The sequence below is a fragment of the Streptomyces sp. NRRL F-4489 genome (assembly GCF_001509485.1).
In the GTDB taxonomy this organism is placed as follows: Bacteria; Actinomycetota; Actinomycetes; order Streptomycetales; family Streptomycetaceae; genus Streptomyces.
On sequence record NZ_LLZI01000288.1, the window covers coordinates 1 to 25512 of the forward strand.

The following is a 25512-nucleotide window of genomic DNA, read 5'->3' on the forward strand; positions in this document are numbered from 1 at the left end:
CACCGGCCCCACCCCCGCCTACCCCTCCGGCTTCTCCGAGTCCACCCCCGGCCGCGCCTTCCGCCACATCCCCCGGGTGAAGTCCGGGATCTCCTGCGGTGCGCCCTTCGCCTTGATCGAGCGGTCGCTCAGCGGAACCGGCGCGGACCAGGTCGCCGCGTCGTAGACGTCGAAGTCCGGTACCAGGCCCAGGCGCAGGCACTGGGTCAGCCGGAAGACCAGCATGTAGTCCATCCCGCCGTGGCCGCCGGGCGGGTTGGCGTGCTCCTTCCACAGCCAGTGGTCCCACTCGGCGTACTTCCCGAAGTCGCCCCACTCGTCGTTGTTCTGGTCCGGCTCCAGGTAGATCCGCTCCGGGTAGTCCTCGAAGAGGCCCTTGGTGCCGCCGAGGCTGTTGATCCGGCTGTACGGGTGCGGGGTCGAGACGTCGTGCTCCAGCCGGATCACCCGGCCCTTGGCGGTCTGCACCAGGCTGATCGTCCGGTCGCTCTCGATGTACGACTCCTTCCAGCTGGGGTCGCCGGCCGGCATGTGCTGCGCGCGGTACGCGGCCAGGCCCAGTGCCGGTGTGCCGAAGCTGGAGATCCGCACCACCCGGTCGCCGCGGTTGACGTCCATGTAGTTGGCGACCGGCCCGAAGCCGTGGTTGGGGTAGAGGTCGCCGCGCAGCCGGGTGTGCCACAGCCGCCGCCACGGCCCCTCGTAATACGCCGGGTCGAACATCAGGCCCCGCAGGTCGTGGATGTACGCCCCGGCGCCGTGCAGCAGTTCGCCGAAGAGGCCGGCGTGCGCCATCCGCAGCACCCGCATCTCGTTTCTGCCGTAGCAGCAGTTCTCCAGCTGGAGGCAGTGTCTGCGGGTCCGCTCCGAGAGGTCGACCAGCTCCCACAGCTGCTCCAGGCGCAGCGCCAGCGGGCATTCGGTGCCGACGTGCTTGCCGTTGAGCATGGCGGTCTTCGCCATCTCGTAGTGCCAGTCCCACGGCGTCGCCGCGTAGACGAAGTCGATGTCGGTGCGCTTGCAGAGGTTTTCGAAGTCGTGGTCGCCGTTGGTGTAGACGGCGGGCGCGGGCTGCCCGGCCTTGGTGACCTTCGCCGCCGCCTTCGCGGTCTTCTCCTTGACCGGGTCGCACAGCGCCACCACCCGTACCTGCGGCATCGCCAGGAACAGGTCGATCATGCTGCCGCCGCGGTTGCCGAGGCCGATGATGCCGACGCGGACGGTGGAGCGCGGCTCGAACGGCACCCCGATCATGGTTTTGCCCTTGCGCTCGGGGGCCGCGGCGCCGGCCGCCGCGGCGTCCCCGGCCGTTCCGGGGCCGGCCGCGGCGGCCCGGCCGGTGCCGAGCCCGGTGAGTCCCAGCCCGGCGCCCGCCGCGCCGGCGGTCCACAGGACCGAACGGCGGCTCGGGCCCTCGCCGTTGCCGTCGGTCTCCTCGTGCTGCGGAAGTGCCTCGTGCATCGGTCCTCCAAGGGGAGCGGATCGTACGCGGGACAGTCGTGAACCTCGGTGAGGACCCTGACGGTTGGGAGGCCCGGGGCACAAGAGGGCGCCTGGGGCGCGTTGTCACGGACGCTTGGACTCCCGGTGCGCGTACGTGGACTCTTCGTACACCGCCGGACGTGCCGGGCGGCGGTGCCGCGCGCGGACCCGCCAGCGGCTTTCGCAAGAACCTGAAAACCCTTGCGGAAAGCCTTGACGTGTTCACGTACGAAACGGCAGGCTCCGGAGCGGACACCCCCCATGGCGGCCTGGCGCGTGGCTGCTCCCGTGGGCGCGGTCCCCGTGCCCCATGACGAAGGAGCCGCAACAATGCAGCGACGAAGGAGCCGTTCGGCGCGCCGCCGCCCCCGTGTGCCGGGCAGGAAGCTCGCCGGAATCCTGGCCGCGGCCGGCCTCGCCGTGTGCGCCCCCTGGCCCGCGCACGCCGCCCCGCCCGGCGAACGGACCGTCACCGCCACCCTCTTCGAGTGGCGCTACGCCGATGTCGCCCGGGCCTGCACCGACCAGCTCGGCCCGGCCGGCTACGGCTACGTGGAGGTCTCGCCCGCCTCCGAGCACATCCAGGGCGACCAGTGGTGGACCTCGTACCAGCCGGTCAGCTACAAGATCGCCGGGCGGCTGGGCGACCGGGACGCGTTCGCCGCGATGGCCCGCGCCTGCCACGCGGCCGGTGTCAAGGTCATCGCCGACGCCGTCGTCAACCACATGTCCGCAGGGTCCGGTACGGGCACCGGCGGCACCCGGTACACCAAGTACACCTACCCCGGCACGTACCAGGACTGGGACTTCCACGGCTGCCGCCGGACCATCGCCGACTACACCAACCGCGACGAGGTGCAGAACTGCGAGCTGGTCGGCCTCGCGGACCTCGACACCGGCAGCGACTACGTCCGCACCACGCTCGCCCGCTACCTCGACGACCTGCGGTCGCTGGGCGCGGACGGCTTCCGGATCGACGCGGCCAAGCACATCGCCGCGGCCGATCTCGCCGCGATCAAGGGCAAGATGAAGGACCCCGGCTACTGGGTGCAGGAAGTCATCCACGGCGCCGGCGAGGCGGTGCAGCCGGAGGAGTACACCGGCATCGGCGACGTGGACGAGTTCCGGTACGGCACGCAGCTCAAGAGCGCGTTCACCGGCGGCGGCCTGGCCCAGCTGAAGTCCGTCGCGGACGGCAAGCTTCCGGGCGGCCAGGCCCGGACGTTCGTCGACAACTGGGACACCGAGCGCAACGGTTCGACGCTCAGCTACAAGGACGGCGCGGCCTACACCCTCGCCAACGTCTTCATGCTCGCCTCGCCGTACGGGTCGCCGAACGTGTACTCCGGCTACGCGTGGACCGACAAGGACGCCGGGCCGCCGCCGTCCGGGGGCTCCGGCTGGACCGGGGAGCACGCGAAGCGGGAGATCACCGGGATGGTGGGGTTCCGCAACGCGGTGGGTTCGGCGGAGCTGAACCACTGGTGGGACGACGGGGGGTCGGTGATCGCGTTCGGGCGCGGGTCCGCCGGGTTCGTGGCGATCAACGCGGGGGGTGCGCCGGTGAGCCGGACGTTCGCCACGCCGCTGCCCCCGGGGACGTACTGCGATGTGATCGCGGGCCGGCCGGGGGCGTGCGGGGGGCACGAGGTGGTGGTCGGCGCGGACGGTACGGCGCGGATCACGGTGCCGGCCCGTAGCGCGGTCGCGCTGCATATCGCTCGCTGACGCTCGCTCGTCCTCAAACGCCGGACGGGCTGGGATTGCCGAGGCGCGCCCGCTCTCATGGACCGGACGGGCTGGGAATTGCCGGCCCGTCCGGCGCACCTGGCCCCTCCGGTCAATGCGCCCCCGTTCCCCCCGCCCCGTCCACCAGCGTGGACAGCAAGCCGCCCAGCTGGGCGCGCTGGGCGGGGGTGAGGGGGGACAGGATCTCCTCGGCGGCGGCTCGGCGGGCGCCGCGGAGGGCGCGGAGGGCCGAGCGGCCGGTGTCGGTGAGTTCGATGCGGACCACGCGGCGGTTGGCCGGGTCGGGTACCCGGCGCACCGTGCCGTTCGCCTCCAGGGCGTCCACCAGCGTCGTCACCGCGCGGGGCACCACCTCCAGCCGCTCGGCGAGGTCGGCCATCCGGGGCGCGGTGCCGCGGCAGTGGCCGACGATCCGCAGCAGCCGGGACTGGGCGGGGGTGACGGCGAGGTCGAGGCGGTCCATATGGCGCTTCTGGGCGCGCTGCATGCGGCGGGTCAGCCGTACCAGCTGCTCGGCGACGTTGGCGTCCGCGGCGCCGGCCGGCGGCTCGGGGGAGGGCATGGCCCCACGATACAGGACAAGATTCATTGTGAGTCTAGGTAACTATGAGCTAGGCTCGGAAAAGTTTTCCCGGCAGAGTTGCCGGCCGCCGGGCCGGGGGCGCGCGGGCCGCACCGCACGCCCCCCGCCCCGGCCCGCGCCCCGTACCGCCCTCCCCGAAGGAGCCCATGCGTCCCGACGAACCGAACTGGACCCCGCCGCCCAAGGACCCCGACGCCCCCGTCCAGCTGCGGCGGATCCTCGCGCTGTTCCGCCCGTACCGCGGCCGGCTGGCCCTGGTCGGCCTGCTCGTCGCCGCCTCCTCGCTGGTCTCGGTGGCCTCCCCGTTCCTGCTCCGCGAGATCCTCGACGTCGCCATCCCCGGCCGCCGGACCGGACTGCTGTCGCTGCTCGCGCTGGGCATGATCGCCACCGCCGTCACGACCAGCGTCTTCGGCGTGCTGCAGACCCTGATCTCCACCACCGTCGGACAGCGCGTGATGCACGATCTGCGCACCGCCGTCTACGCCAAGCTCCAGCGGATGCCGCTGGCGTTCTTCACCCGCACCCGCACCGGCGAGGTCCAGTCCCGGATCGCCAACGACATCGGCGGTATGCAGGCGACCGTCACCTCCACCGCCACCTCCCTGGTCTCCAACCTCACCTCGGTCGTCGCCACCGTCGTCGCCATGATCGCCCTCGACTGGCGGCTGACCGCGGTCTCGCTGCTGCTGCTCCCGCTCTTCGTCTGGATCAGCCGCCGGGTCGGCAACGAACGCAAGAAGATCACCACCAAGCGGCAGAAGCAGATGGCCGCGATGTCCGCGATGGTCACCGAATCCCTCTCGGTCAGCGGCGTCCTGCTCGGCCGCACCATGGGCCGCGCCGACTCGCTGACCAAGCGGTTCGCCGCGGAGTCCGAGCAGCTGGTCGGCCTGGAGGTGCGCGCCAACATGGCCGGCCGCTGGCGGATGGCCACCATCGGCATCGTCATGGCCGCCATGCCCGCGCTGATCTACTGGGCGGCCGGCCTGGTGCTCCGGCTCGGCGGCCCGGCGTTCTCGCTGGGCACCCTGGTCGCGTTCGTCACCCTCCAGCAGGGCCTGCTCCGCCCGACCGTCTCGCTGCTGACCACCGGCGTGCAGATGCAGACGTCGCTGGCGCTCTTCCAGCGCATCTTCGAATACCTGGATTTGCCGGTGGGCCTCACCGAACCCGCCGCCCCCGTCCGGCTGCCCGCTCCGCGCGGCGAGATCCGCTTCGAGAACGTCTCGTTCCGCTACGACCCGGACGCCGCGCCCACCCTCGACGGCATCGACCTGACCGTCCCGGCCGGCAGCAGCCTCGCCGTCGTCGGCGCGACCGGCAGCGGCAAGACCACCCTGAGCTACCTCGTCCCGCGCCTGTACGACGTGACCGGCGGCCGGGTCACCCTCGATGGCACCGACGTCCGCGACCTGGACTTCGACACCCTCGCCCGCGCGGTCGGCGTGGTCTCCCAGGAGACCTACCTCTTCCACGCCTCGGTCGCCGAGAACCTCCGCTTCGCCAAGCCCGACGCCACCGGCGAGGAGATCGAACGGGCCGCCCGGATCGCCCAGATACACGACCACATCGCGGCCCTCCCGGACGGCTACGACACCCTCGTCGGCGAACGCGGCTACCGCTTCTCCGGCGGGGAGAAGCAGCGCCTGGCGATCGCCCGGACGATTCTGCGCGACCCGCCGGTGCTGGTCCTCGACGAGGCCACCAGCGCCCTGGACACCCGTACCGAACACGCCGTCCAGCGGGCCATCGACGCGCTCTCCGCGGGCCGCACCACGATCACCATCGCGCACCGCCTCTCCACCGTCCGCGACGCCGACCAGATCGTCGTCCTCGACGGCGGCCGGATCGCCGAACGCGGCACCCACCGCGAACTCCTCGCCGCCGGCGGCCGCTACGCCGCCCTGGTCCGCCGCGACGCCCGGCGCACCCCGGACGGGCTGGGCGATCTGGACGCCCCGGAGGGACCGGGCGCCCCGGACGCCGAGGACGACGATGCCGTGGGCGACGGCCGCCCGCCCGGCGTCCTGGTATGAGCCGGCGGGGCCCTGGCGAATCTCCCCAGGACCCCGCACCGGCCACCGGCCGAACCCGAGCGGCCCCAACGGCCCCATCGGGACCGCCGCCTCGCGCCCGCCGCTCGGAGATCGGCCGCCTCAGATCTGCCGCAGCGCTCCGCCGTCCACCGCCCACTCGGCCCCGGTGACCTGCCCGGACAGCGGCGACAGCAGATAGGCCACGATCCGGGCGACGTCCTCCGGCGCGCCGATCCGGCCGCTGGGCAGCTTGCGCTCCTCCTTGACGAACCGCTCCACGGCCTCCTCCGTGCCCACCCCGTACTGCTCCGCCAGCTGCTCCGCGAAGCCGCCCGGCGCGTCCCACAGCGCGGTCCGGGTCGGCCCGGGGGAGACGACGTTGGACCGCACCCCGCGCGGACCGAACTCCGCGGCCAGGGTCTTGCTGACCGACAGCATCGCCGTCTTGGACGCCGCGTAGTCCACCAGCGGCACGTCCGGGAACCGCGCCGCCTCACTGGCGATGTGGACAAGCGAGCCCGCCCCGCGCTCCAGCAGCGCCGGCAGCGCCGCCCGGGTCATCCGCACCAGGGAGTGGAAGTTGAGGTCGAAGGTGGCCTTCCACTCCGCGTCCGACACGTCCAGGAAGCCGGTCCGCGAGGTCAGCGCGCCGACGTTGTTGACCAGCCCGTCCAGCCGCCCGTGCCGTTCCAGCGCGGCCGCCACCACCCGGTCCGGCGCGTCCGGGTCGGTCAGATCGGCGGCCACCGCCCCGACCCGCGGCCCCAGTTCCTCCACCGCGTCCGCCTTCCGCGCCACCCCGACCACGGTGGCGCCCTCCTCGGCCAGCAGCCGGGCGGTGGCGGCGCCGATGCCCGCCGACGCGCCGGTGACGATGAAGACCTTGCCGTGCAGTTCCAGATCCATGGGAACTCCTTGTCTGGTGGGTTCGTTGACGTCTCGTCGGTTCTTTGACGTCTCGTCGGCTCGTTGAAGGATGCGGGAGGGGGCGGAGCGCGGTGGGGTCAGAGCGCGGCCGGGTCGATCGCCCGGGCCATCACGCGGTAGCCCTCGTCGCCGGGGTGCTTGCGGTCGCCGCTGTCGTACGCGGGCGCCAGCGCGTCCGGGTCCTCCGGGTCGGCCATCGCGGCGGCGAAGTCGGCCACCGCGTCGAAGGCGCCCGAGGTCCGGATCCAGGCGTTGACCGCCCGGCGCTTCGCCTCCGCCGCCGGGGTGTGGTATTCCGACCCCTTGAACGGCAGGACCGTCCCGCCGATGATCCGCACCCCGGCCGCGTGCGCCCGGGCGATCAGCTCCTGGTAGCCCGCGATGAGGGCGTCCGCCGCGTTGTCCGGGTTGGGCTTGTAGGTGGGCAGGTCCACCTCGCTGAAGCCGATGTCGTTCAGCCCCACCAGCACCACCACCGACCGCACCCCCGGTACGTCCAGCACGTCCCGCTGGAAGCGCGCCCCGGCCCGCTCGCCGAACCACTCCGAGTCGTTCAGCAGCAGATTGCCGCCGATACCGGAGTTCAGGACCCGCAGTGGGCGGCCCTCGCTGGCCAGGATCCCGGCCAGCGCGTCCGAGTAGCGCCCGTTGGCGTCCACGGTCGAGCCGAAGCCGTCGGTGATCGAGTCGCCGAAGAGCACCACCGCGTCCCGCTCCACCGGTCCGCCGTCCGCCAGTTCGACCGCGGCAAGGTAGTACCACGACACCGTGGTCTCCCCGAAGACCGCCGGGTCCACCTCGCCCAGCTGCTCGCCGGCCGCCCGGTACGCGGTGGCCCACGCCTGGGCGTGGAAGGTCGCCGGACCGGTCGGCCGGGCGAAGTACAGCGACACGGTCAGCGTGTCGAACGCGGCGGCGGTCAGCTCGGCGGCGTCGCTGTAGACCTCGCCGCCCGCCGGGATCCGCACCGACTCCGCCCCGCCGAAGGTCAGCCGCCGGAGCGAACCGGCGGCCACCGCCGCGCCCTCGCCGGCCCGGGCGATGCTCGCGCCGGACACCTCCAGCGGCGCGCTGCCGTAGCGGTTCGACAGCTTGATCCGCGCCAGGGTGCCAGAGCCGGCGACCCGTACGCGCTGCCGGACGGTCTGGCCGCCGAAGCCCTCCTCGGCCCAGTTCTTGTGGAAGCCCACGCTCGGCCGCTGCACGGAGGTGATCCAACCGGCCTGCCAGGAAACGGAGTTGGTGTTGCTGCTCATGGGGTGTGCCTGCCTCTCGGTCATCTGCTCGGTGGCGATGACCACGAGTCTGCCGAGCCGCGCGAGGGGTACCCAGACACCTGTGAGTGGTACCAACCGGGTGCCTACCAACGCCAGGGTCACCCTCCGCGGCCCACCCCGCATCGGCTCACCCCACCGCGTCCCCGTCCCCGTGCCCGTCCTCGTCCCCGTCGTCCGTCAGGAGGACGACCTCCAGCGTCCGCGGCCCGTGCACCCCCTCCACCCGGTCCAGCTCGATATCACTGGTCGCGGACGGCCCGGAGATCCAGGTCAGCGGGCGCTCCGGCGCGAGCCGGGGGAGTGCCTCGGGGACCGACCCGACGACCTGCGCCGGCACCCGCACCACGCAGATGTGGTGGTCCGGAACGAGGGTGATCCGGCGCCGCCCCTGGTCCGGACCGCCGTCCAGCACCAGGGTGCCGGTCTCCGCGATCGCCAGCGCGCACCCCGTCACCACGCTGTCCACCGCGTCCAGTTCGCGCGCGGTGTCCGCGGCCCGGTCCGGGCGGACGGTGACCTCGGCCGCGGCCAGCCACCGCGGGTCCAGCCCCGGCGGCGCCACCACCGTCCGCGCCCCGCGTGCCGCCAGCAGCCGGGCGAGCAGCGCCGGCAGCTCACCGGGCGCGCAGCGGTGCACCACCGCGCGGTAGTCCGCGAGGTTCTCCGCCAGCAGCGCCACGGTCTCGCCGGGCGTCCGGGAGCCGTGCACCCGGCGGTAGTCCCGGGGGACCGGCGGATCGTACGGACCCTCCCCGCGCGGCACATCGGCCAGCGCCCGGCGCACCCGCGCCAGGACCACATCCCTGCTGCTCATCCCACGTCTCCCTTACCGGAGTTACCGGAGCCGTCGAAGTCGCTGGAGCTGCCGGAGTCGCCACTGCCCCCGGGGCCCCCGGCCGCCTGCCCGGCCCCGCCCCGGGTGCGCTGCCACCAGTCGCGGAACGACTCGGCCGGCACCGCCGGCAGCGCCCGGGTGTCGGACCAGGCGCGCCCCGGCCCCGGCAGCCGCCGCGGATGCAGCCGCCGGGTCCGCGCGGCCAGCCGCATCCCGCCGCGCAGTGCGCCGGGATGGTCGAACGCCCAGGCAGCGGCGCGCAGCGCGGCCCGCTCCGCCGCGTGCCCCTTCGCCGGTTTGAGCACCACCCGGGCCCCGCGCCGGGTGACCGGCCCGCCCTCCACCACCCGCTCCCGCAGATGCACCAGCACCTCGGGGATGTCGATGGCCACCGGGCACACCTCGTAGCACGCCCCGCACAGCGACGACGCGTACGGCAGCGACTCCTCCAACGGGCCTGCCAAGCCCCGGAGTTGAGGGGTGAGGATGGCGCCGATCGGCCCCGGGTAGGGCGAGCCGTACGCGTGCCCGCCGGCCCGCTCGTAGACCGGGCAGACGTTCAGACACGCCGAGCAGCGGATGCAGCGCAGCGCCTGCCGGCCCACGGTGTCCGCCAGGGTGTCGCTCCGCCCGTTGTCGAGCAGCACCAGATGGAAGGTCCGCGGCCCGTCGCCGTCGGCCGTCCCCGTCCAGGTGGTGGTGTACGGGTTCATCCGCTCGGCGGTGGAGGAGCGCGGCAGCAGCTGGAGGAAGACCTCCAGATCCTGCCAGCTCGGCACGACCTTCTCGATGCCGACGACGGAGATCAGGGTCTCCGGCAGGGTCAGGCACATCCGGCCGTTGCCCTCCGACTCCACGACCACCAGGGTGCCGGTGTCGGCGACCATGAAGTTGGCGCCGGAGATCCCGACCTTCGCGGACAGGAACTTCTCCCGCAGATGGCGCCGGGCCGCCTCGGCCAGCTCGGCGGGGGAGTCCGACAGCCCCTCGGGCGCCGGGCGGCCCCACTTGCCCATCTCCCGCCGGAAGATGTCGCGGATCTCGCCCCGGTTGCGGTGGATCGCCGGCACCAGGATGTGCGACGGAAGGTCGTCACCGAGCTGCACGATCAGCTCCGCGAGATCCGTCTCGTACGCCCGGATACCGGCCCGCTCCAGCGCCTCGTTCAGCCCGGTCTCCTGCGTCGCCATCGACTTGACCTTGACGACCTCGCGCTCGCCGGTCTCCCGCACCAGCCGGGTCACGATGCGGTTGGCCTCGTCCGCGTCCGCCGCCCAGTGGACCCGGCCGCCCGCGGCGGTCACCGACGCCTCCAGCCGCTCCAGATAGTGGTCGAGGTGGCGCAGCGTCCGGTCCTTGATCGCGGCGCCCGCGGCGCGCAGCTCCGCCCAGTCGTCGAGTTCGGCCACCGCACGGGCCCGCTTGTCGCGGATGGTGTGGGTGGCGTGGGTGAGGTTGGCGCGCAGCCGGGTGTCGCGGGTGGTGACCGCCGCGGCCCGGGGGAACGCCGGCATCCCGAGGAAACTGCGGCTCATCGCCCGCCCCCTTCCGCCCCGGCGCCCGTACTGCCGCCCGCAGCCGTATCCGCTTGCGCTTGAGCCTCGGCGTCCGCCTCCGTCGCGGCCAGGATCTCCGCGAGGTGCACCGCCCGGACCCGCGAGCCCTGCCGTACGAGCATGCCGCCGATGTGCAGCAGACAGGAGTTGTCCACCGCGCACACCGCCGCCGCGCCGGTCCCGTTCACCGCGCGCACCTTGTCGGCGCCCATCGCGGCCGACACCGCCGGGTTCTTCACCGCGAACGTCCCGCCGAAGCCGCAGCACTCCTCGGCCCCCGGCAGCTCCCGCAGCGTCAGCCCCCGCACCCGCTCCAGCAGCCGCCGCGGCCGGTCGCCCAGCCCCAGCATCCGCAGCCCGTGGCAGGTCGGGTGGTATGTGACGGTGTGCGGGTAGTACGCGCCGACATCCGTCACCCCCAGCACGTCCACCAGGAACTCCGTCAGCTCGTACGTCTTGGGCACCGCCCGCGCCGCGGCCTCCGCCAGCTCCCGGCCGCGCCCCTCGGCCTGCGCCTTCGCACCGATCCGCGGGAAGTTGTCGCGCACCATCGCGGCGCACGAGCCGGACGGGGTGACCACGTAGTCGTACTCCCGGAACGCCCGGTCGAAGCGGCGGACCAGCGGCTCGGCGGCGTGCCGGTAGCCGGTGTTGAACTGCGGCTGCCCGCAGCAGCTCTGCGCCATCGGGAACCCGACCTCGACGCCCAGCCGCTCCAGCAGCGCCACCACCGCCTGCCCGGTCCGCGGCCGGAGCGCGTCATTGATACAGGTGACGAACAGTCCTACCCGCACGAATCCCCTCACCTCGCTCTCTCCCGGGCCCGTACGCCCGGGGGCTGCCGCCGGCGTTGCCACCGCATTGCCGCCGTGTTTCCGCCGCCTTTCGGCCGCTTGGCGGCGGCGATCCGGCCACGCCGACCCCTGGTGGCCACCCGCCTCGCCGGTACATGATCACTTGTCGGGCCATCCTGCCCCAGCGGCAGGCCGAGGAGAAGGACCGGGAGCTTCCAGACCAATGTCGAGCGCACAGCCCATAACCGAGGACCGGACACCCGGTGGTGACCGTCCGCCGTCCCAGCTGCGGCAACTGGCCGCCGCCTCCGTCGGCAACGCCGTCGAGTGGTACGACTGGTACGCCTATTCCTTCCTGGCGGTCTACTTCGCCGACCAGGTCTTCCCCAAGGGCGCCGGCAACTCCCTCGTGCCGCTGCTCTCCACCTTCGCGGTCTTCGCGGTCGGCTTCTTCATGCGCCCGGTCGGCGGACTGCTGATGGGCGCGGTCGCCGACCGGCGCGGCCGGCGCGCCGCGCTCACCCTCACCATCCTGCTGATGGGCGGCGGCAGCCTGCTGGTCGCGCTCACGCCGACGTACGCGGCCACCGGCGTCCTCGCCCCCCTCGTGCTGGTCCTCGCCCGCCTGGTGCAGGGCCTGTCGGTGGGCGGCGAATTCGCCGCGTCCACCACCTTCCTGGTCGAGTCCGCCGGGGAGGGCCGCCGCGGCCTGTTCTCCAGCTTCCAGTACGTCTCCACCACCCTCGGCCAGCTGCTCGCCTCCGGTACGGGGGCGCTGCTCGCCGGGCTGCTCACCGAGACGCAGATGGGCCAGTGGGGCTGGCGGGTGGCGTTCCTCGTCGGCGCGCTGCTGAGCCTGCTCGGACTGTGGATCCGCAGCGGCGCCCGGGAGACCCTGCCCGAGGCGGCGGACGGGGACGGGCGGGCCGACCGCCCCGGCCTGTTCGAGGCGCTGCGGCGCTACCCCCGCCAGTCGCTGCTGATCTGCGGCATCACCGCCGGCGGCACCATCGCCTACTACACCTGGACCACGTACCTCCCCACCTACGCCCAGGTCAACGCCGGTTTCGACAAGGGCGACGCGCTCACCGTCGGCACCCTCTCGCTGGCCTTCTTCGCCCTGCTCCAGCCGCTGGGCGGTCTGCTCTCCGACCGCGTCGGACGCAAACCGCTGCTGATCACCTTCGCGCTCGGCTTCGCCGTCCTGGCCGTCCCGCTGCTCCACCTCGTCACCGACGCGTTCCTCTCACTGCTGCTGGTGCAGTGCGCCGGGATGGTGCTGCTCACCGGCTACACCTCCGTCGCCGCCGCGGTGAACGCCGAGATCTTCCCGGCCCGGGTCCGCGCCGCCGGGATCGGCTTCCCGTACTCCCTGACCGTCGCCCTCTTCGGCGGCACCGCCCCGTACGTCGGGACGTGGTTCAAGCAGGCCGGGCACCCGGACCTCTTCCCGTGGTACGTCGCGGTGCTCTGCCTGATCTCCTTCGTCGTCTACCTGACGCTGCCGGAAACCGCGCGGCGGCCGTTGGAGAAATAACTCCAACTGGCCGTGCTCATAGGGTCGTTGTGTGAGCCAAACAGAAGGCGCCGCTCCTCCTGGGACGGGAGGAGCGGCGCCCTGTGGTGCTGCGAGTCCGTCAGACGAGCCAGCCCACGAGGTGGACGATGCCGGCAAGCAGGCTGGTGAGGATGTTCATCTGGCTCTGTCTCCTAGCAAGTTGCGTTGTGGGACCAACTCTCCGGCCCAGCAAGGGATGTCGACCGGAGGCGCTGTGACGGTCTGCAGCCCGTCGCTTGCGCCCCGTAAGCATCACCCGTCGCGGGTCGCGCAGGGAAGCGATTCCGGGATCGATCACGCTTTCCGGCGAACATTCGCTTGTGCGTTCGTTTGTTCCCATAGGGGTCCTGCGGAGAGGCGTGTTCCCGTACGAGGTGTGTCCCCGTCGAGGGGGCGGGCTGTCGGACAAGTGACAGCGGGCCGGGCGCGCTCGCCGGGCGGGCGGATGGCAGGAACCCGTACGCCCGCGCGCGGGGACCACCCCATTCCGCCCCCGCTGATGGGAAACTGGCCGTACGCGCCCACCCCGGGCGCCCGCGTACGCGGTCGGACCACACACGCCCGGAGACGGAGATGGCTGGCAGACAACAGGACCGGGCCGCGCCGCCCGGCCGGCCGCAGCGGCGGCCCGTCGTCGCGCTGTACGAACGGATGGTGGAGGCCATCCGCGCCGGCACCTACCCGCCCGGCTCCACCCTGCCCACCGAGCCCCGGCTCGCCGCCGAACTGGGCGTCAGCCGCCCGGCCCTGCGCGAGGCGCTGATCCTCCTCCAGGAGGACGGCGTGATCAACGTCCGGCGCGGGGTGGGGCGCACGGTCAGCCACCACCCGCCGCCGCGCGGCTTCGAATTCCTCAAACCGCTGGAAGTGCTGCTGGGCGAGGGCCGCCAGGTGGTGACCGTACCGGTGGCCCGTACGCGCGAGGAGCCCACCGACTTCTCCACCCAGCACCTGGTCCTGCCGGCCGGCGGCGAGGTCCGCTTCTGGGAGAGCGTGATAGAGGTCGGCGGCCTCCCGGCCTGCCTCACCCAGGAGTGGGCCGCCGACGAGACGCTGGCGGAGCTGCTGCCGGAGGCCGCCGAGGCGTTCGACGGGCCCGCCGCCCGGACGTCGTCCATGCTGCGGCTGCTGCTGGACGCCGGGCGCGGACTGCCGCTCACCGGCAGCAGCACCATCGTGGCCACCACCCTCGGCCGCCAGCGCGGCGCCCAGCTCGGCCGCCCCGCCGAGACCCCCGGCGTCCTGGTCACCCAGGTGATCCGGCTCGACCGGACCCCGCTGCTCGCCGCCAAGCACATGCTGCCGCCCGGCGCCCCGGCCCTGCCGGTGTGGCAGGCGCGGTGAGCGGGAGGCGCACGTCACAACGGCTCGTTCCGGGCTTCGGGAACCACTGTCCCGCGTGAGACCGTCTTGTGGGATCACGGGGGTGGTGAGGGTCCTACGGGTCCCGAAGTTCTACGGGCGGGGGCGTCTTACGCGTGGGTGTGGTACTGCCGGGCTGGGCAGACGAGATACTCGATCTCATCGGTGTGTCATGGCCCAACGTCGACGAGGACGACTACCGCGAAATGGCGAACGCCATGCGGGAGTTCGCCGATGACATCGAGGACGGCGCCAATGAGGCCCATACCGCGATTCAGGGGCTGGTGGGCTCGGCGGGCGGTTCGCTCGCCGTGGAGGCGCTGAACTCCCACTGGGGAAAAATCAACGGCAAGCATCTCAAGGGCCTTGCCGAATGCGGGCGATTAGCGGGCACGGCGTTGGACGGGGTGGCCACCCTCATCGAGGGGGCCAAAATCGCCGCCCTGGTCCAACTGGGCATTCTCGCGGCCGAGGTGATCGCCGCACAGGCCGCCGCGCCCTTCACCTTCGGACTGTCCGAGGTCGGCGCGCTGGCCGCGACCCAGGCGACCCGGGCCATTGTGAAAAGGGCGTTCAAGGAGGTCTGCGAACAGATCGTCCAGCAGGTCGTCAGCATCGCCCTCACGCCCGTCGAGGAAGCGCTCGGGGCGATGGTCGGGGATCTGGTGGTGCAGCTCGGCGCCAACGCCCTCGGCACCCAGAAGGGCATCGACCTCGGGCACGCGGCCCAGGCCGGCAAGGACGGCCTCGACCAGGGCGTCCAGGACGCGAAGGCCGCGGCCGGCGGGCAGATGCAACTCCTCAGCACCGGCGGCGGCCACGGCGGTGGGGGAGGGCGCGGCGGGTCCCCCGGGGGCGGCAGCGGGTCCGGCGGGAGCGGTTCCGGGGGGAGCGGGTCCGGCGGGAGCGGCGGCTTCACCCACGATCCGGAGGCGCACGAGCACGTCGCCACGAGCCTTCAGAGCGCCGGCAGCACCTTCCGCAACGGCGCCGGCGGCAAGATCCGCCGCGCGAAGAGCCACCACGGCCGCACTCGCGGCAAGGACGCCATCGCGGACGCCGCCAATCCCCTGCTCGACAAGGTCATCGACGGTATCGAGGAAGGCACCAAGAAAGCCGCCAAGCACCTCGACGAGGACATGACCCGCGGTGTCAAGCAGATGTCCAAGAACCATGAGGAGAACGACAAGGGGCTGTCCGACCGCTTCAAAGGGCTCGGCCTGGACAAGGACTCCGGCGGCTCGCTCAAGCGCAAGGCCAGTTCCTCGCCCGGTGGTTCCGACACCGAGGAGAAGAAGCCGAAGCGGCAGAAGAAGAACAGCAAGTTCCCGCTGCCGGCCAACGCCAAGCGCAATCCCAAACAGGACGCCACGAAGGTCGATCCGCGCACCCACGACCTGGCGGTCAAGGTCAATGATCGGCGGAAGGCACAGGGCGACAAATCCAAAAGGAACTACGCGGCCTTCGAGTTCGAGGACGAACGCGGGGAAAAGCATGTGGAGATCGGCCGCAGCAAAGGGGTCCACTCCGAGCGCGTCGTCGGCGTCCCCCTGCTGGAGAAGCAGCAGCGCCTGGACGAGGAACGGGAAAAGGCCAGGGCGGAGGGCCGCGATCCCGGTCCCGAGCGGAAAATAAAAGTCACCCGCATCTATTCGGAACGCGACTACTGCAACCAGCAGGTCCCCAACTGCAATGACTGGACCCGGCATTACTTCAACGGCGCCGACCGGTCCTACGCGTTCGAATACGATCACCACACGCCGGGCTCCAAGAAGCAGGGAAATCGGGAGATGGAAGACCACCTACGATGGGTCTTCGGGGAACCGCCCATCAAGCGGCGAAGTTGACGCGCGGCAGCGGAGGAACACGTTAAATGGCCATGCACGATTCCTGGGGGCCGACCGGGCCCACCGGGCCGCCGGTACGCCGCTGGCACCCGAGCCTCCTGGCGGAGCTGGGGGTCCCCGGCCCGCTCGGCGACGTACTGGCGGCGGCCGGGGTCCCGGAAGAGGTCGGCCCCTACTTCCGGGCCGCCGACGCGCCGGCGCCGCTCATGCGCTACGCGGAGGAGTCCGGGCTCTCCCAGCCCGTAGGCGAGGCGACCGCGTTCTGGCGGCTCGGTGACGACGCCGGATCGCAGATCTGCTGGGCACCGACCGGCGGCATCCACGCGGCCTCCTGCGGGGCGGTGTTCCCCACCCGCCTGGTCAACAGCTCCGCCCAGACATGGCTGACCGCCCTGGCCGGGCTCCGTACGCTGCTCCAGCGGCTGTCGGACGACCCCATCGGCCCGGACGCGGTGGCCGCCGTCACGGCCTTCCGGGACGGGCTCGCCGCCCTCGACCCCGAGGCGATGGCCGACGAGGACAACTGGTGGCCGCTGGTCACGGACGATCTCCGCCTCACCGCGTCGGTCGACGCCTCCGGGATCATCGAATTCCGCACCGCCACCGGGGCGACCCGCACGGTCTCCGGATACAGCCTTCCCGGGCAGGGGCACGTCGCGCGCCGCCTGGGGACGGAACTCCTCAAGCGCGATATCGAAGCCGACCGGGTCACCCGTATCCACACGGATCTCGAACCCTGCGAGCTGCCCGGCTGCTATTGCGCCGCGTGGCTGGCCGCCACCTTCCCCGAGGCCGAGGTCACCTACAGCTTCGACTACGGCCCCGGCGCCGCCGAACGCGCGGCCGGAATCGCCGAACTGACCGCGTTTATCGAGGAATCCGGTGAATCCGAGGAGTCCGAGGAATCGGCGGAGTCCGAGAGGTCAAAGGGATCGGGGGAATCAGCCGAGTGACCGATAGCGAAGCGGAAGGACGCGCCGCGGGCCTGGAATTCCCGTGCGGGCGCCAGGCCGTCGCGGACGCCCTCCAGGAATTCCTCACGGCGACATCGGACACCGGCGGCACGTTCTACGTGACGGGGGCCGCCGGCACCGGCCGCAGTACCGTCCTCACCTGGCTCTTCCTCCGCAGTCAGGCGGAGGGGGAGGGGGAGGAGAGCGGGGCGGGCACGGACTCGGCGCGTCCGGTCTTCCACGCGGCGCTCGGTGCCCGCGGCCGGGGCGCCGACGACTTGGCGACCGCCCTCGGACAGCAACTCGGCTACGAGACCGCCACGGCCGGCGAACTGCTCTCGGTCCTCGCCGCCGACGCACGTCCGGTCTGCGTGGCCCTCGGCGAACTGGACGAGGCGGGCCCGGTCCCGAACGACCGGCACACCAGGCACCTCATCGAGACGCTGCTCGCCCCCATGGCGAAGCTGCCCACCGTACGCCTGGTCACCGAGGGGGCGCCGGAGTGGGCCCCCTTCTTCGAGGGCTGCGAGATCGTGGACCTGGACCAGCCTCGCTGGACCGGCCGGGCGGCCTTCGACGGGTACGTGGCGGCGCTGTGCGGCATCGGCCTGGGAGGCGAGGGCGGTCTCGACGACCGGGGCGAGCAGCCGCTCCCGTTGCCCGCCGATGAGATCTCCCGAGCCGCGTATCCCAACTTCCTGTTAGCCCAACTCCTCGTACTGGAACGGCTGTTGGCCGATCCGGCGGAGCCGGGGCGTGCACAGCCTGCCGACCCACACCCCGCCACAACCCACGACACCGTCGCCCGGCTCCTGCACACCCTGTCGGCCGACGTCCCGCTCGCTGCGGACGCCCTCTACGCGCTGGCGCTCGCCGGGCCCGCCGGGATCGACCGCCGCCTGTGGCGCCTGGCGACCGCCGCCGTGGCGGGGCGGCAGGTCAGGTCGGGGGAGTTCGGCGCGGCTCTCGACGCGTCCCGGGCGCTGCTCGCCCCGCACCGGCCTGACCCGGCCGGCGACGGTGACGGTGACGACGAGACCCCGTACCGGCTGCGGCACCCCGCCATCGGCACCGCACTGCTCGCCCTGCGGCCCCCGGAGGCGGAACGTGCGGGCCGCACGGCCGTCATCCACTCCCTCGCCGGCCGGGTGCCCGTCGACCCGGCGGCCGAAGGGGCTCCGCACCCCCTCTGGTCGCAGGCGCCCCCCGGGCTGCTGTCGGCGCTGATCAAGCAGGCCGCCGCCGTTCCCGGCGCTCTCGGCCCCCTGCTCGACTACCCCGGCGTACTGCTGCACGCGGACCTCGACGGACTTCGTGCCGCCGCTGCCGCCTCCGCCGACGCTTCCGCGGTCGCGCTGCGCCCGGTGCTGGACCTGCTGCACCCGCCCTCGGCCCACCAGGCCGCCCGGCTCCAGGTGGCGGCCTTCCAACACGGCCTGACGCGCCTGGCGTCGGCCGTCGAGTCGGCCCAGGGCGGCGCGTTGCCGTTCCGTGCGCTCCGGCTCGTACCGCAGCAAGGAGGGCCCCGGGCCGACGAGGGCTCGGAGGCAACCGGGGAGGACGCCTCCCGCGACGCGGTCGTCCTCACCGAGACGGGCACCCTGGAGGCCGGCCAAGGAGCCGGGGCCGGCCAGGGCACCGGGGCAGGGGCCGGTGAGCAGGCGCTCCGGTGGACGCTGCACGGCACGCCGTTCACCGCCGCCCGGACCACCCAGCTCGACACCGTCCCCGTGGTCCTGCTGGCCGACCGGGAGGGACTGCTCCAGGTCCGGAGCCACGGCGACGGCCGGTTGCTGCGCCCCACCGTCCGAACGGACGAAGTGGCGGAGCACGTCTGTCTGCTCACCGCCACTCCGGACCCGCTGAGCGCCTGTGCGGCGGCCGACCGGCTGTGGCTGGCGCGCCTGCACGACGGATCGACGCTGGCGGAACTCCGCTTCGGTTCCGACATCACCGCGCTCACCACCACCGCCGAGGGCCAGCTCGACGTCGACTTCGGCGGTTCCCGCATCCGCCTGGCGTTCGCCCCCGAGCACCTGTATACGAGCGCGGGGGCCGCGCCGTCCGGACGTACCGCCGACCACTAGTCTGCGGAGGACCACGACAGTCGGCTCGGCTTGGAGAGCGCATGACCCCGCCGTACACCCCCCTCTGGGCCCGGTCGCGGCCTGCCGAAGACGCCGCTGGGCAGGCGTGGACCGGCTGGCCGGGCCCCGTGGCCACGGCACAGCTCGCCGCCTGGAAGGGGGGCACCGCGTACGCGAGCGTCAGCTTCACCACCCCGCACCGGCTGACGCTGCTGGACGCCACCACGGGGCAGCGGCTGGCGCCCACCATGCTCTGCGATGCCGAAGAGGGCACGTTCGCCCTGGTCGCCGCCGGCCCCACCGCGCTGATCGGCGTGGGCCCGCACGACCTCGTCGAACCCCTCGACGGCACCCGCCACCCCTACGGAGACGAGGACACTCACCGGGACGAGGACTCCTCCGGCCCCGCGCTCATCGCCGCCGTAACGGGCTCCGCCGACCCCCGGTTCGTGACCGCCCATCCCTACGAAGGACTCAAGGTCTGGGACGCGGCCGCCCGTACGTGCCTGGCCGAACTGCCCTTGCCGGACCTGCGGAGCCCGGACTGCCTGTGCGCGGGCCTCGTCTCCGGCACGACGCACATCGCGGTGAGCGAGGGCGGACAGGTATCCGTCCACGAGGCCGAAACCGGCCGACTGGTGGGGAGTTGGACCGCCGCGCAGACCGATACCGACATCGCGCGGATGGTCTGGGTGCCTGGTACGGCCGGCGGTCCGGATGCCGTCCTCACCGCCGACACCGCGTCCCACCTGCGTGTCTGGGACCCGCGCACCGGCGAACCGCGCGGCCAGGCATGGCCGCTCCCCGGCCGCCCGCTGCACCTCAGCGCCGCTGCCCGGGAGGCGGGGGAGGGGGACACCGGACTCCTGGTCGCCTGCGCTTACGGCGACGGCGTGTACGTACTCCGCACAGACACCGGCCAGGCACTTCTCGACCTCCGGCTGAGCACCTGGACGCGCACCGCCCACCTCACCGCCGGCGGACTGCTGCTGCTCGGGACCTCGGCAGGCCCGCTCGCCCTCCGCCTCGACGCCGAACGCCTGGCATCCGGTACGGGCGAACCCACCGACCTGGACCTGTCTGCGTTTCCCCCGGACATGTCTGCGTGTCCCGCACCGGAAGCACCCGAAGAAAGCGGCGAGGCGGCCGGGCAGCAGGAGGCGGCGACGCTGCCCTCGCACGCCGACCTCGTAGCCCTCTGGGGCGCCGACCAGCTCCTCGTCCTCGATGACGACCTGGCGGCGGACCCCCAACTCCCTCCCCAGGACCGCGACGTGCTGTGCGCCATCGGCCTGCCCCGCTCGCCCGTCCCCGGCATCTCCCTGGACCCGGAGCTGGCCACGGACGGCCTGGCCCCCCTGGACGAGGTCGGCGTGGGCCCGGAAGATCCCGACGACCCCGATGCCGTATACGTCCCCGAAGGGCTGGACGGATACCACTGGTTGGGGACGTGGCACGACGACGACCTGGTACTCGGTCCGGCCGGAACGGTGGAGATCGTCGGCGCGGAGACCGACTACGAGCAGGCGGCACTCCTCAACAGCAGCCTCGCCGCCTTCCTCACCTTCGCCCATGAGTTCGCGCTGGCCGCCCTGCGGCAGGAGCCGGAGTACGGCGGCGAGGCCCAGGAGGCGCGCGCCGAACGCCTGGAGCGGCGCCTCCGGGCCGTGGACCCGGAGGCGTTCGCCCCGGACAGCGCCGGTCACTGGGCCGACGCGCTGAGCGACCTCGCGGCGGGGATGCTGTAAGGCGCGTGGTGGAGGGTGGAGCCGGGATCGACCGGCCCCACCGCCCTCCGAACGCCAGGCACCCGCTCAGCGCCCGCCCGCCACCAGCAGCGGTGCGCCACCGGGGGCCGACGCCGGCCGCCCGTTCGCCGCCGGGACCCCGGCCAGCGGCGGCCGCCCGGCGTCCAGCAGTCCGCGCGCGGCCAGCTCCGGCCGGACGCCCTCACCGAACCAGTACGCCTCCTCCAGATGCGGATAGCCGGACAGCACGAAGTGCTCGACGCCCAGCGCGTGGTACTCCTCGATCCGGTCCGCGACCTCCGCGTGGCTGCCGACCAGCGCGGTCCCGGCGCCGCCGCGCACCAGCCCCACCCCCGCCCACAGATTCGGCGCGATCTCCAGCTTGTCGCGCGAGCCGCCGTGCAGCGCCAGCATCCGCTGCTGCCCCACCGACTCGCTCTTGCCCAGCGCCTGCTGGGCGGCGGCCACGGTGTCCGGATCGAGGTCGGCCAGCAGCCGGTCCGCCGTCGCCCACGCTTCCTTGGACGAGTCCCGGGAGATGGTGTGCAGCCGGATCCCGAAGCGGACCGTCCGCCCCTCCCGCTCGGCCAGCCCTCGGATCCAGTCGATCTTCTGCCGGACCTGCTCGGGCGGTTCGCCCCAGGTCAGGTAGACATCGACGTTCCGGGCCGCCACCGGGCCGGCCGCCGCCGACGACCCGCCGAAGAAGATCTCCGGCAGCGGATCCGGCGGCAGCGCCGTCAGCCCGCCCTCGACCTCGTAGTGCTCACCCCGGAAGTCGAACGGCTGCCCGCTCCACACCCCCCGCACGATCCGCAGGAACTCATCCGTCCGCGCATACCGCTGATCGTGGCCCAGGTGGTCCCCGAAGCGTTTCTGCTCGGTCGAGTCGCCGCCGGTCACCACGTTCAGCAGCAGCCGCCCGCGCGAGATCCGCTGGTACGTGGCCGCCATCTGCGCGGCCAGCACCGGCGAGATCACGCCGGGCCGGAACGCCACCAGGAACTTCAGCCGCTCGGTGACCTGCGTCAGCGCCATCGTCGTCAGCCAGGCGTCCTCGCACCACGTCCCGGTCGGCGTGAGCACCGCCTCGAACCCCAGCTGCTCGGCCGCCTTGGCGATCTGCGCCAGATACTCCACGTCCGGGGCGCGCACCCCGCTCACCGGGGTGATCCGGTCCCGGCGGATTCCGCCGTCGGTGTACGCGTGCCGGTCGACGAGCGTCCGGCCGTCCCCGCCGGTCGGCAGGAACCAATGCAGGTGTACGGACATGTCACGAGCCCTTTCCATAGCTGCGCGGCGCCGTCCCCGAGGGCGGCAGACCGCCGTTGAACCGGGGATCGACCAAGTCCCCGAAGTCGAACGACCGCGGAATCAGCTTCAGCGCGGCGAAGGCGTCCACGATCCGCTGCTCGGACGCGATGGCGTCCTTGTCCACCGCGACCGGCACCGCCGTCCCCCGGGTGCGCCGCACGGCGTCGAGCGCCACCTTCTCCGGCAGCCCGGTCGCCTCGGCCCACGCCTTCGCCCAGGCGTCCGGGTGCCGGAACACCCAGTCCTGGGCCCGCCGCAGCCGGTCCGTGTAGTCCTTCAGCGCGGTGGACTTCTGCTTGTCGGACAGCGCGGCGGGCGCGGCGACCTGGAAGCTCAGCCCGTTCACCAGCCCCTGGCCGGTCGTCAGCACCCGGGCGTCCGCCTGGTCCAGTGCCTGCGAGGTGTACGGGTCCCACACCGCCCAGGCATCGACCTTGCCCCGGGTGAACGCGGCCAGCGCGTCCGCCGGCTGGAGATAGCTGAGCGTGACGTCGGACGGCGACAGGCCCGCCGCCTTGAGCGACGCGAGCAGCTGGTAGTTGGCCGAACTGCCCTGCGCCACCGCGATCGACTTCCCCTTCAGCTGAGCCGGGGAGGTCAGCGGCGAGTCCTTCTTCACCAGGATCGCCTCCCCGTCCGACCGGCTGTGGGAGGCCGCGATCACCTTGATCTTCGAGTGCGCGGCGCCCGCGAAGACCGGCGGCGTGTTGCCGACCGCCCCCACGTCCACCGCCCCGGCGTTGACCGCCTCCAGCAGCGGCGGCCCCGACGTGAACGTCGACCACCGGATCCGGTACGGCAGGCTCTTCAACTCACCCGCCGCCCGCAGCATCGCCTCCGAACCGCCCTTCTGGTCCCCGACGTTGAGCGTCACCGCGCCCTTCCCGTCGGTGTGCCCACCGCTCCCGCCGAGCCCGCCGCCCCCGTCCCCGCCGGCCCGCGCCGCACCGCCACAGGCACTCAGCAGCATCAGCGCGAGCGGCAAGGCGAGCGGAACCAGGGCCCGGCGGGCGGAACGGCGTGCTGGACTGCCGTAACGCTGTGGTGTTGGTGTCATGGGGTGTCCGTTCTCGGGTCTTGGGGGTCGAGGTGGAGGGTGGTATGGGGGGCTGGGGCGCGGGGCGGCGCGTCCGGCGCGTGGGGCTTGGCGTCACCGAGGCCGCCCCCGGGGCCGTCCCCGACCACCCCGAGCTGGTCGAGCAACCGGGCACGCAGATCCACCCACCGCGGATCCCCGACATCCCGTGGCCGGGGCAGCTCCACCGCCGTCTCGTACGCGATCCGGCCGCCCTCCATCACCAGCACGCGGTCGGCCAGCAGCAGCGCCTCGTCCACATCGTGGGTGACCAGCAGCACCGCGCAGCCGCGCTCCTGCCACAACCGGGCCACCAGCCGCTGCGCGGTGATCCGGGTCAGCGCGTCGAGGGCGCCGAACGGTTCGTCGAGCAGCAGCAGTTCCGGATCGCGCACCAGGGCCCGCGCCAGCGAGGCCCGCTGCGCCTCGCCGCCGGAGAGCGTCTTCGGCCAGGCACCCGCACGGTGCCCGAGGCCCACCTCCTCCAAGGCCCGCTCCGCGACGGCACGTTGCGGACGACCAGGCAGTCCCAGCAGCACATTGCGCCAGACCCGCTTCCACGGCATCAGCCGAGGAGCCTGGAACGCCACCGCCTTCCGCCGGGGCACCAGTACCTCGCCCGCGATCTCCCGGTCGAGCCCGGCCAGTACCCGCAGCAACGTGGACTTCCCACACCCACTACGCCCCAACAGTGCCACGAACTCCCCGGCGGCGATGTCGAGTTGCAGCTCATCGATCACCCGCCGCCCCTCGAACTCCCGCACCAGCCCGTCAACCCGCACCGCGAGCCCACCGGAGCGCAGCTCCTCGCTCGCGGTGTCCGGGCGCACGGAGGAGCCGGCGAGGCTCACTGCCCCATGAACGTCGGTCGCCACTGCAACAACAGCCTTTCGAGGGTTCGGACAAGGAAATCGGCGAGCAGCCCGAGCAGCGCGTAGACCACCAGGCACACGACGATCACATCGGTACGGAAGAACTCCCGTGCCTGGTTCATCAGGAACCCGAGCCCGTCATCCGCGTTCACCTGCTCACCGAAGACGAGCGCGAGCCAGGCGGTCGCCAGCGCGTACCGCAGCCCGGTCATGGCACCCGGCAGCGCGCCAGGCAGCACCACGTGCCGGATCAGCCCCCAGCGGCCCAGCCCCAACGCGTCCCCGGCCTCCACCAACTGCGCGTCCACGCCCCGGATCCCCGCGTACACATTCAGATACACATGGAAGGCCACCCCGACGCCGATCAGCGCGATCTTCGGCGCCTCACCGATCCCCAGCCAGATGATGAAGAGCGGGATCACCCCCACCCACGGCACGGACCGCAACATCTGCACCGTCGCGTCGACCAGATCCTCACCCAGCCGCGACAGCCCCGACACCAGCGCCAACGCGATCCCGGCGGCCCCGCCCAGCACCAGCCCCACCACGACCCGCTGCAACGACACCCCCATCGCCGACGGCAGCGTCCCGTCCGCGACCAGCCCCCAGCCCGTGGCCGCGATACTCACCGGCGACGCCAGCAGATCCGCCGGCAGCACCCCGCCGCCGCTCAACACCTGCCAGACAACAACCAGCCCGACCGGCGCCACCGCCCGCCGCACCCACCGCGGCACCACCCCCCGCCGCCCCGACACCGGCACCACCCGCACCAGCTCCACGCCACCACCCGCCGTCACCACAACCCGCTCCCACTCACCACGCACCGACCCCAACCCACGCCTACGCCCACACCCACACCGGGAACCCAGGCGAACGAACCGAAACAACCCGCAACAAAACCCGAAAAAAGCCGCGCCCAACGCCGGCCAATTACCGAACCGACCCCGCTATCGAAAGCAGGCCCCAACCGACCTCAATAAGCCCTGAGACGGGCCAGGGGCCAGGGGCCGGGGACCGGGCATCGGAGGCCGAGGACAAGGACCGGGGCCATGACTGGAACGTGGGACCGCAGCCGCCCCTCAGCGAAAGCGAAGGCCGCCCGCCACACCCGAAGAAACGAACGTCAGCAACAGCCGCGGCTGCGGTGGCAGCAACACGCGGCAGACGCCACCCGCAGCAGGTCGATATGACCGCGCGTGGTGAGCAAGGCTGACGTAGACATGCCGCCGAACGTAACCCCGCCCACCGACCCGGTCAAACCCCCGTCTCGGCTGCTGGACCTTTGTTTCCACAGCATTGACCAGCCATAACAGCCCATGGCCGCCCGCCACGCCACCCAGTCCAGGACCCGCCACTCCCACCCACCCGGCACCTTCCCCCGCCCCCCCCCCCCCCACTCCCCCAATTCCCCCCAACCGTACCCCCCTTTACCCCCCCGGGGCCTCACCTTACCC

The 25512-nt window shown here is 72.7% G+C and carries 19 protein-coding genes; 8 read left to right on the forward strand and 11 right to left on the reverse strand.

Features of this window, described 5'->3' with window-relative positions:
• Positions 1 to 18: 18 nt before the first annotated feature.
• On the reverse strand, positions 19 to 1461 hold the full coding sequence (locus ADL22_RS32320) for a Gfo/Idh/MocA family protein (RefSeq protein ID WP_066987981.1): 1443 nt from the start codon (positions 1459 to 1461) through the stop codon (positions 19 to 21).
• A gap of 351 nt (positions 1462 to 1812) precedes the next feature.
• Between ADL22_RS32320 and ADL22_RS32325 the strand changes: the two genes are divergently transcribed.
• Positions 1813 to 3210 (forward strand): alpha-amylase, encoded by a 1398-nt coding sequence (locus tag ADL22_RS32325; protein ID WP_066987983.1) that lies wholly within the window; start codon positions 1813 to 1815, stop codon positions 3208 to 3210.
• Between the two features lie 112 nt (positions 3211 to 3322).
• Here the strand turns inward: ADL22_RS32325 and ADL22_RS32330 are convergent, their stop codons facing one another.
• Positions 3323 to 3793: a MarR family winged helix-turn-helix transcriptional regulator gene (locus ADL22_RS32330; RefSeq protein ID WP_066987985.1), complete on the reverse strand. Its 471-nt coding sequence runs from the start codon at positions 3791 to 3793 to the stop codon at positions 3323 to 3325.
• Between the two features lie 167 nt (positions 3794 to 3960).
• Here ADL22_RS32330 and ADL22_RS32335 point away from each other — a divergent pair, with 167 nt between their 5' ends.
• Positions 3961 to 5853, forward strand: a complete 1893-nt coding sequence (locus ADL22_RS32335; RefSeq protein ID WP_079064601.1) for an ABC transporter ATP-binding protein — start codon at positions 3961 to 3963, stop codon at positions 5851 to 5853.
• A 120-nt stretch (positions 5854 to 5973) separates the two neighbouring features.
• On the opposite strand, the gene ADL22_RS32340 is transcribed toward ADL22_RS32335, so the two are convergent.
• The 5 genes from ADL22_RS32340 to ADL22_RS32360 form a co-directional block, all read right to left on the reverse strand.
• Positions 5974 to 6759: an SDR family NAD(P)-dependent oxidoreductase gene (locus ADL22_RS32340; RefSeq protein WP_066987987.1), complete on the reverse strand. Its 786-nt coding sequence runs from the start codon at positions 6757 to 6759 to the stop codon at positions 5974 to 5976.
• Between the two features lie 98 nt (positions 6760 to 6857).
• The gene (locus tag ADL22_RS32345) at positions 6858 to 8036 is read right to left on the reverse strand and encodes an SGNH/GDSL hydrolase family protein (RefSeq protein WP_066988011.1); all 1179 of its coding nucleotides are present in this window, start codon (positions 8034 to 8036) and stop codon (positions 6858 to 6860) included.
• A 148-nt stretch (positions 8037 to 8184) separates the two neighbouring features.
• Positions 8185 to 8871, reverse strand: coding sequence for a LutC/YkgG family protein (locus tag ADL22_RS32350; RefSeq protein WP_066987989.1), 687 nt, complete (start codon positions 8869 to 8871; stop codon positions 8185 to 8187).
• Positions 8868 to 10427: a lactate utilization protein B gene (locus ADL22_RS32355; protein WP_066987991.1), complete on the reverse strand. Its 1560-nt coding sequence runs from the start codon at positions 10425 to 10427 to the stop codon at positions 8868 to 8870. The genes ADL22_RS32350 and ADL22_RS32355 overlap by 4 nt, the downstream gene beginning before the upstream one ends.
• The gene (locus tag ADL22_RS32360) at positions 10424 to 11242 is read right to left on the reverse strand and encodes a (Fe-S)-binding protein (RefSeq protein ID WP_066987993.1); all 819 of its coding nucleotides are present in this window, start codon (positions 11240 to 11242) and stop codon (positions 10424 to 10426) included. Before ADL22_RS32360 ends, ADL22_RS32355 begins: the two co-directional genes overlap by 4 nt.
• Positions 11243 to 11465: 223 nt before the next feature.
• Between ADL22_RS32360 and ADL22_RS32365 the strand changes: the two genes are divergently transcribed.
• The 6 genes from ADL22_RS32365 to ADL22_RS32390 all read left to right on the forward strand — a co-directional run bounded on the left by ADL22_RS32365 (position 11466) and on the right by ADL22_RS32390 (position 20797).
• Complete coding sequence (locus ADL22_RS32365) at positions 11466 to 12779, forward strand: MFS transporter (protein WP_066987995.1); 1314 nt, start codon at positions 11466 to 11468, stop codon at positions 12777 to 12779.
• A gap of 594 nt (positions 12780 to 13373) precedes the next feature.
• Positions 13374 to 14144 carry a GntR family transcriptional regulator gene (locus tag ADL22_RS32370; RefSeq protein ID WP_066987997.1) on the forward strand — a complete coding sequence of 257 codons (771 nt, stop codon included), beginning with the start codon at positions 13374 to 13376 and terminating at the stop codon, positions 14142 to 14144.
• A 134-nt stretch (positions 14145 to 14278) separates the two neighbouring features.
• Positions 14279 to 16009 (forward strand): hypothetical protein, encoded by a 1731-nt coding sequence (locus ADL22_RS35595; RefSeq protein WP_159048756.1) that lies wholly within the window; start codon positions 14279 to 14281, stop codon positions 16007 to 16009.
• Positions 16010 to 16035: 26 nt separating this feature from the next.
• Positions 16036 to 16962: an SUKH-4 family immunity protein gene (locus ADL22_RS32380; RefSeq protein ID WP_066988001.1), complete on the forward strand. Its 927-nt coding sequence runs from the start codon at positions 16036 to 16038 to the stop codon at positions 16960 to 16962.
• Positions 16959 to 19049, forward strand: a complete 2091-nt coding sequence (locus tag ADL22_RS32385; RefSeq protein WP_066988003.1) for a hypothetical protein — start codon at positions 16959 to 16961, stop codon at positions 19047 to 19049. The genes ADL22_RS32380 and ADL22_RS32385 overlap by 4 nt, the downstream gene beginning before the upstream one ends.
• A gap of 128 nt (positions 19050 to 19177) precedes the next feature.
• Positions 19178 to 20797, forward strand: a complete 1620-nt coding sequence (locus tag ADL22_RS32390; RefSeq protein ID WP_159048757.1) for an SUKH-4 family immunity protein — start codon at positions 19178 to 19180, stop codon at positions 20795 to 20797.
• 66 nt (positions 20798 to 20863) lie between these two features.
• Here the strand turns inward: ADL22_RS32390 and ADL22_RS32395 are convergent, their stop codons facing one another.
• Genes ADL22_RS32395 through ADL22_RS32410 form a run of 4 tightly spaced genes read right to left on the reverse strand, consistent with a single transcriptional unit; the run spans position 20864 to position 24837 of the window.
• A complete protein-coding gene (locus ADL22_RS32395) occupies positions 20864 to 22069 on the reverse strand; it encodes an LLM class flavin-dependent oxidoreductase (RefSeq protein WP_066988006.1) in 1206 nt (401 codons plus the stop codon).
• 1 nt (position 22070) lies between these two features.
• A complete protein-coding gene (locus ADL22_RS32400; protein ID WP_066988007.1) occupies positions 22071 to 23168 on the reverse strand; it encodes an ABC transporter substrate-binding protein in 1098 nt (365 codons plus the stop codon).
• Positions 23165 to 24061, reverse strand: coding sequence for an ABC transporter ATP-binding protein (locus ADL22_RS32405; RefSeq protein ID WP_066988009.1), 897 nt, complete (start codon positions 24059 to 24061; stop codon positions 23165 to 23167). Before ADL22_RS32405 ends, ADL22_RS32400 begins: the two co-directional genes overlap by 4 nt.
• Positions 24034 to 24837, reverse strand: coding sequence for an ABC transporter permease (locus tag ADL22_RS32410; protein ID WP_234430945.1), 804 nt, complete (start codon positions 24835 to 24837; stop codon positions 24034 to 24036). Before ADL22_RS32410 ends, ADL22_RS32405 begins: the two co-directional genes overlap by 28 nt.
• Positions 24838 to 25512 lie beyond the last annotated feature (675 nt).

Excerpts from the sequence above, each read along its gene's own strand:
- ADL22_RS32345 (WP_066988011.1), bottom strand. The coding sequence starts at position 8,036 with ATGAGCAGCAACACCAACTCCGTTTCCTGGCAGGCCGGTTGGATCACC.
- ADL22_RS32395 (WP_066988006.1), bottom strand. The coding sequence starts at position 22,069 with ATGTCCGTACACCTGCATTGGTTCCTGCCGACCGGCGGGGACGGCCGG.
- ADL22_RS32335 (WP_079064601.1), top strand. The coding sequence starts at position 3,961 with ATGCGTCCCGACGAACCGAACTGGACCCCGCCGCCCAAGGACCCCGAC.
- ADL22_RS32365 (WP_066987995.1), top strand. The coding sequence starts at position 11,466 with ATGTCGAGCGCACAGCCCATAACCGAGGACCGGACACCCGGTGGTGAC.
- ADL22_RS32400 (WP_066988007.1), bottom strand. The coding sequence starts at position 23,168 with ATGACACCAACACCACAGCGTTACGGCAGTCCAGCACGCCGTTCCGCC.
- ADL22_RS32330 (WP_066987985.1), bottom strand. The coding sequence starts at position 3,793 with ATGCCCTCCCCCGAGCCGCCGGCCGGCGCCGCGGACGCCAACGTCGCC.
- ADL22_RS32355 (WP_066987991.1), bottom strand. The coding sequence starts at position 10,427 with ATGAGCCGCAGTTTCCTCGGGATGCCGGCGTTCCCCCGGGCCGCGGCG.
- ADL22_RS32370 (WP_066987997.1), top strand. The coding sequence starts at position 13,374 with ATGGCTGGCAGACAACAGGACCGGGCCGCGCCGCCCGGCCGGCCGCAG.
- ADL22_RS32340 (WP_066987987.1), bottom strand. The coding sequence starts at position 6,759 with ATGGATCTGGAACTGCACGGCAAGGTCTTCATCGTCACCGGCGCGTCG.
- ADL22_RS32325 (WP_066987983.1), top strand. The coding sequence starts at position 1,813 with ATGCAGCGACGAAGGAGCCGTTCGGCGCGCCGCCGCCCCCGTGTGCCG.
- ADL22_RS32320 (WP_066987981.1), bottom strand. The coding sequence starts at position 1,461 with ATGCACGAGGCACTTCCGCAGCACGAGGAGACCGACGGCAACGGCGAG.
- ADL22_RS32380 (WP_066988001.1), top strand. The coding sequence starts at position 16,036 with ATGGCCATGCACGATTCCTGGGGGCCGACCGGGCCCACCGGGCCGCCG.
- ADL22_RS32350 (WP_066987989.1), bottom strand. The coding sequence starts at position 8,871 with ATGAGCAGCAGGGATGTGGTCCTGGCGCGGGTGCGCCGGGCGCTGGCC.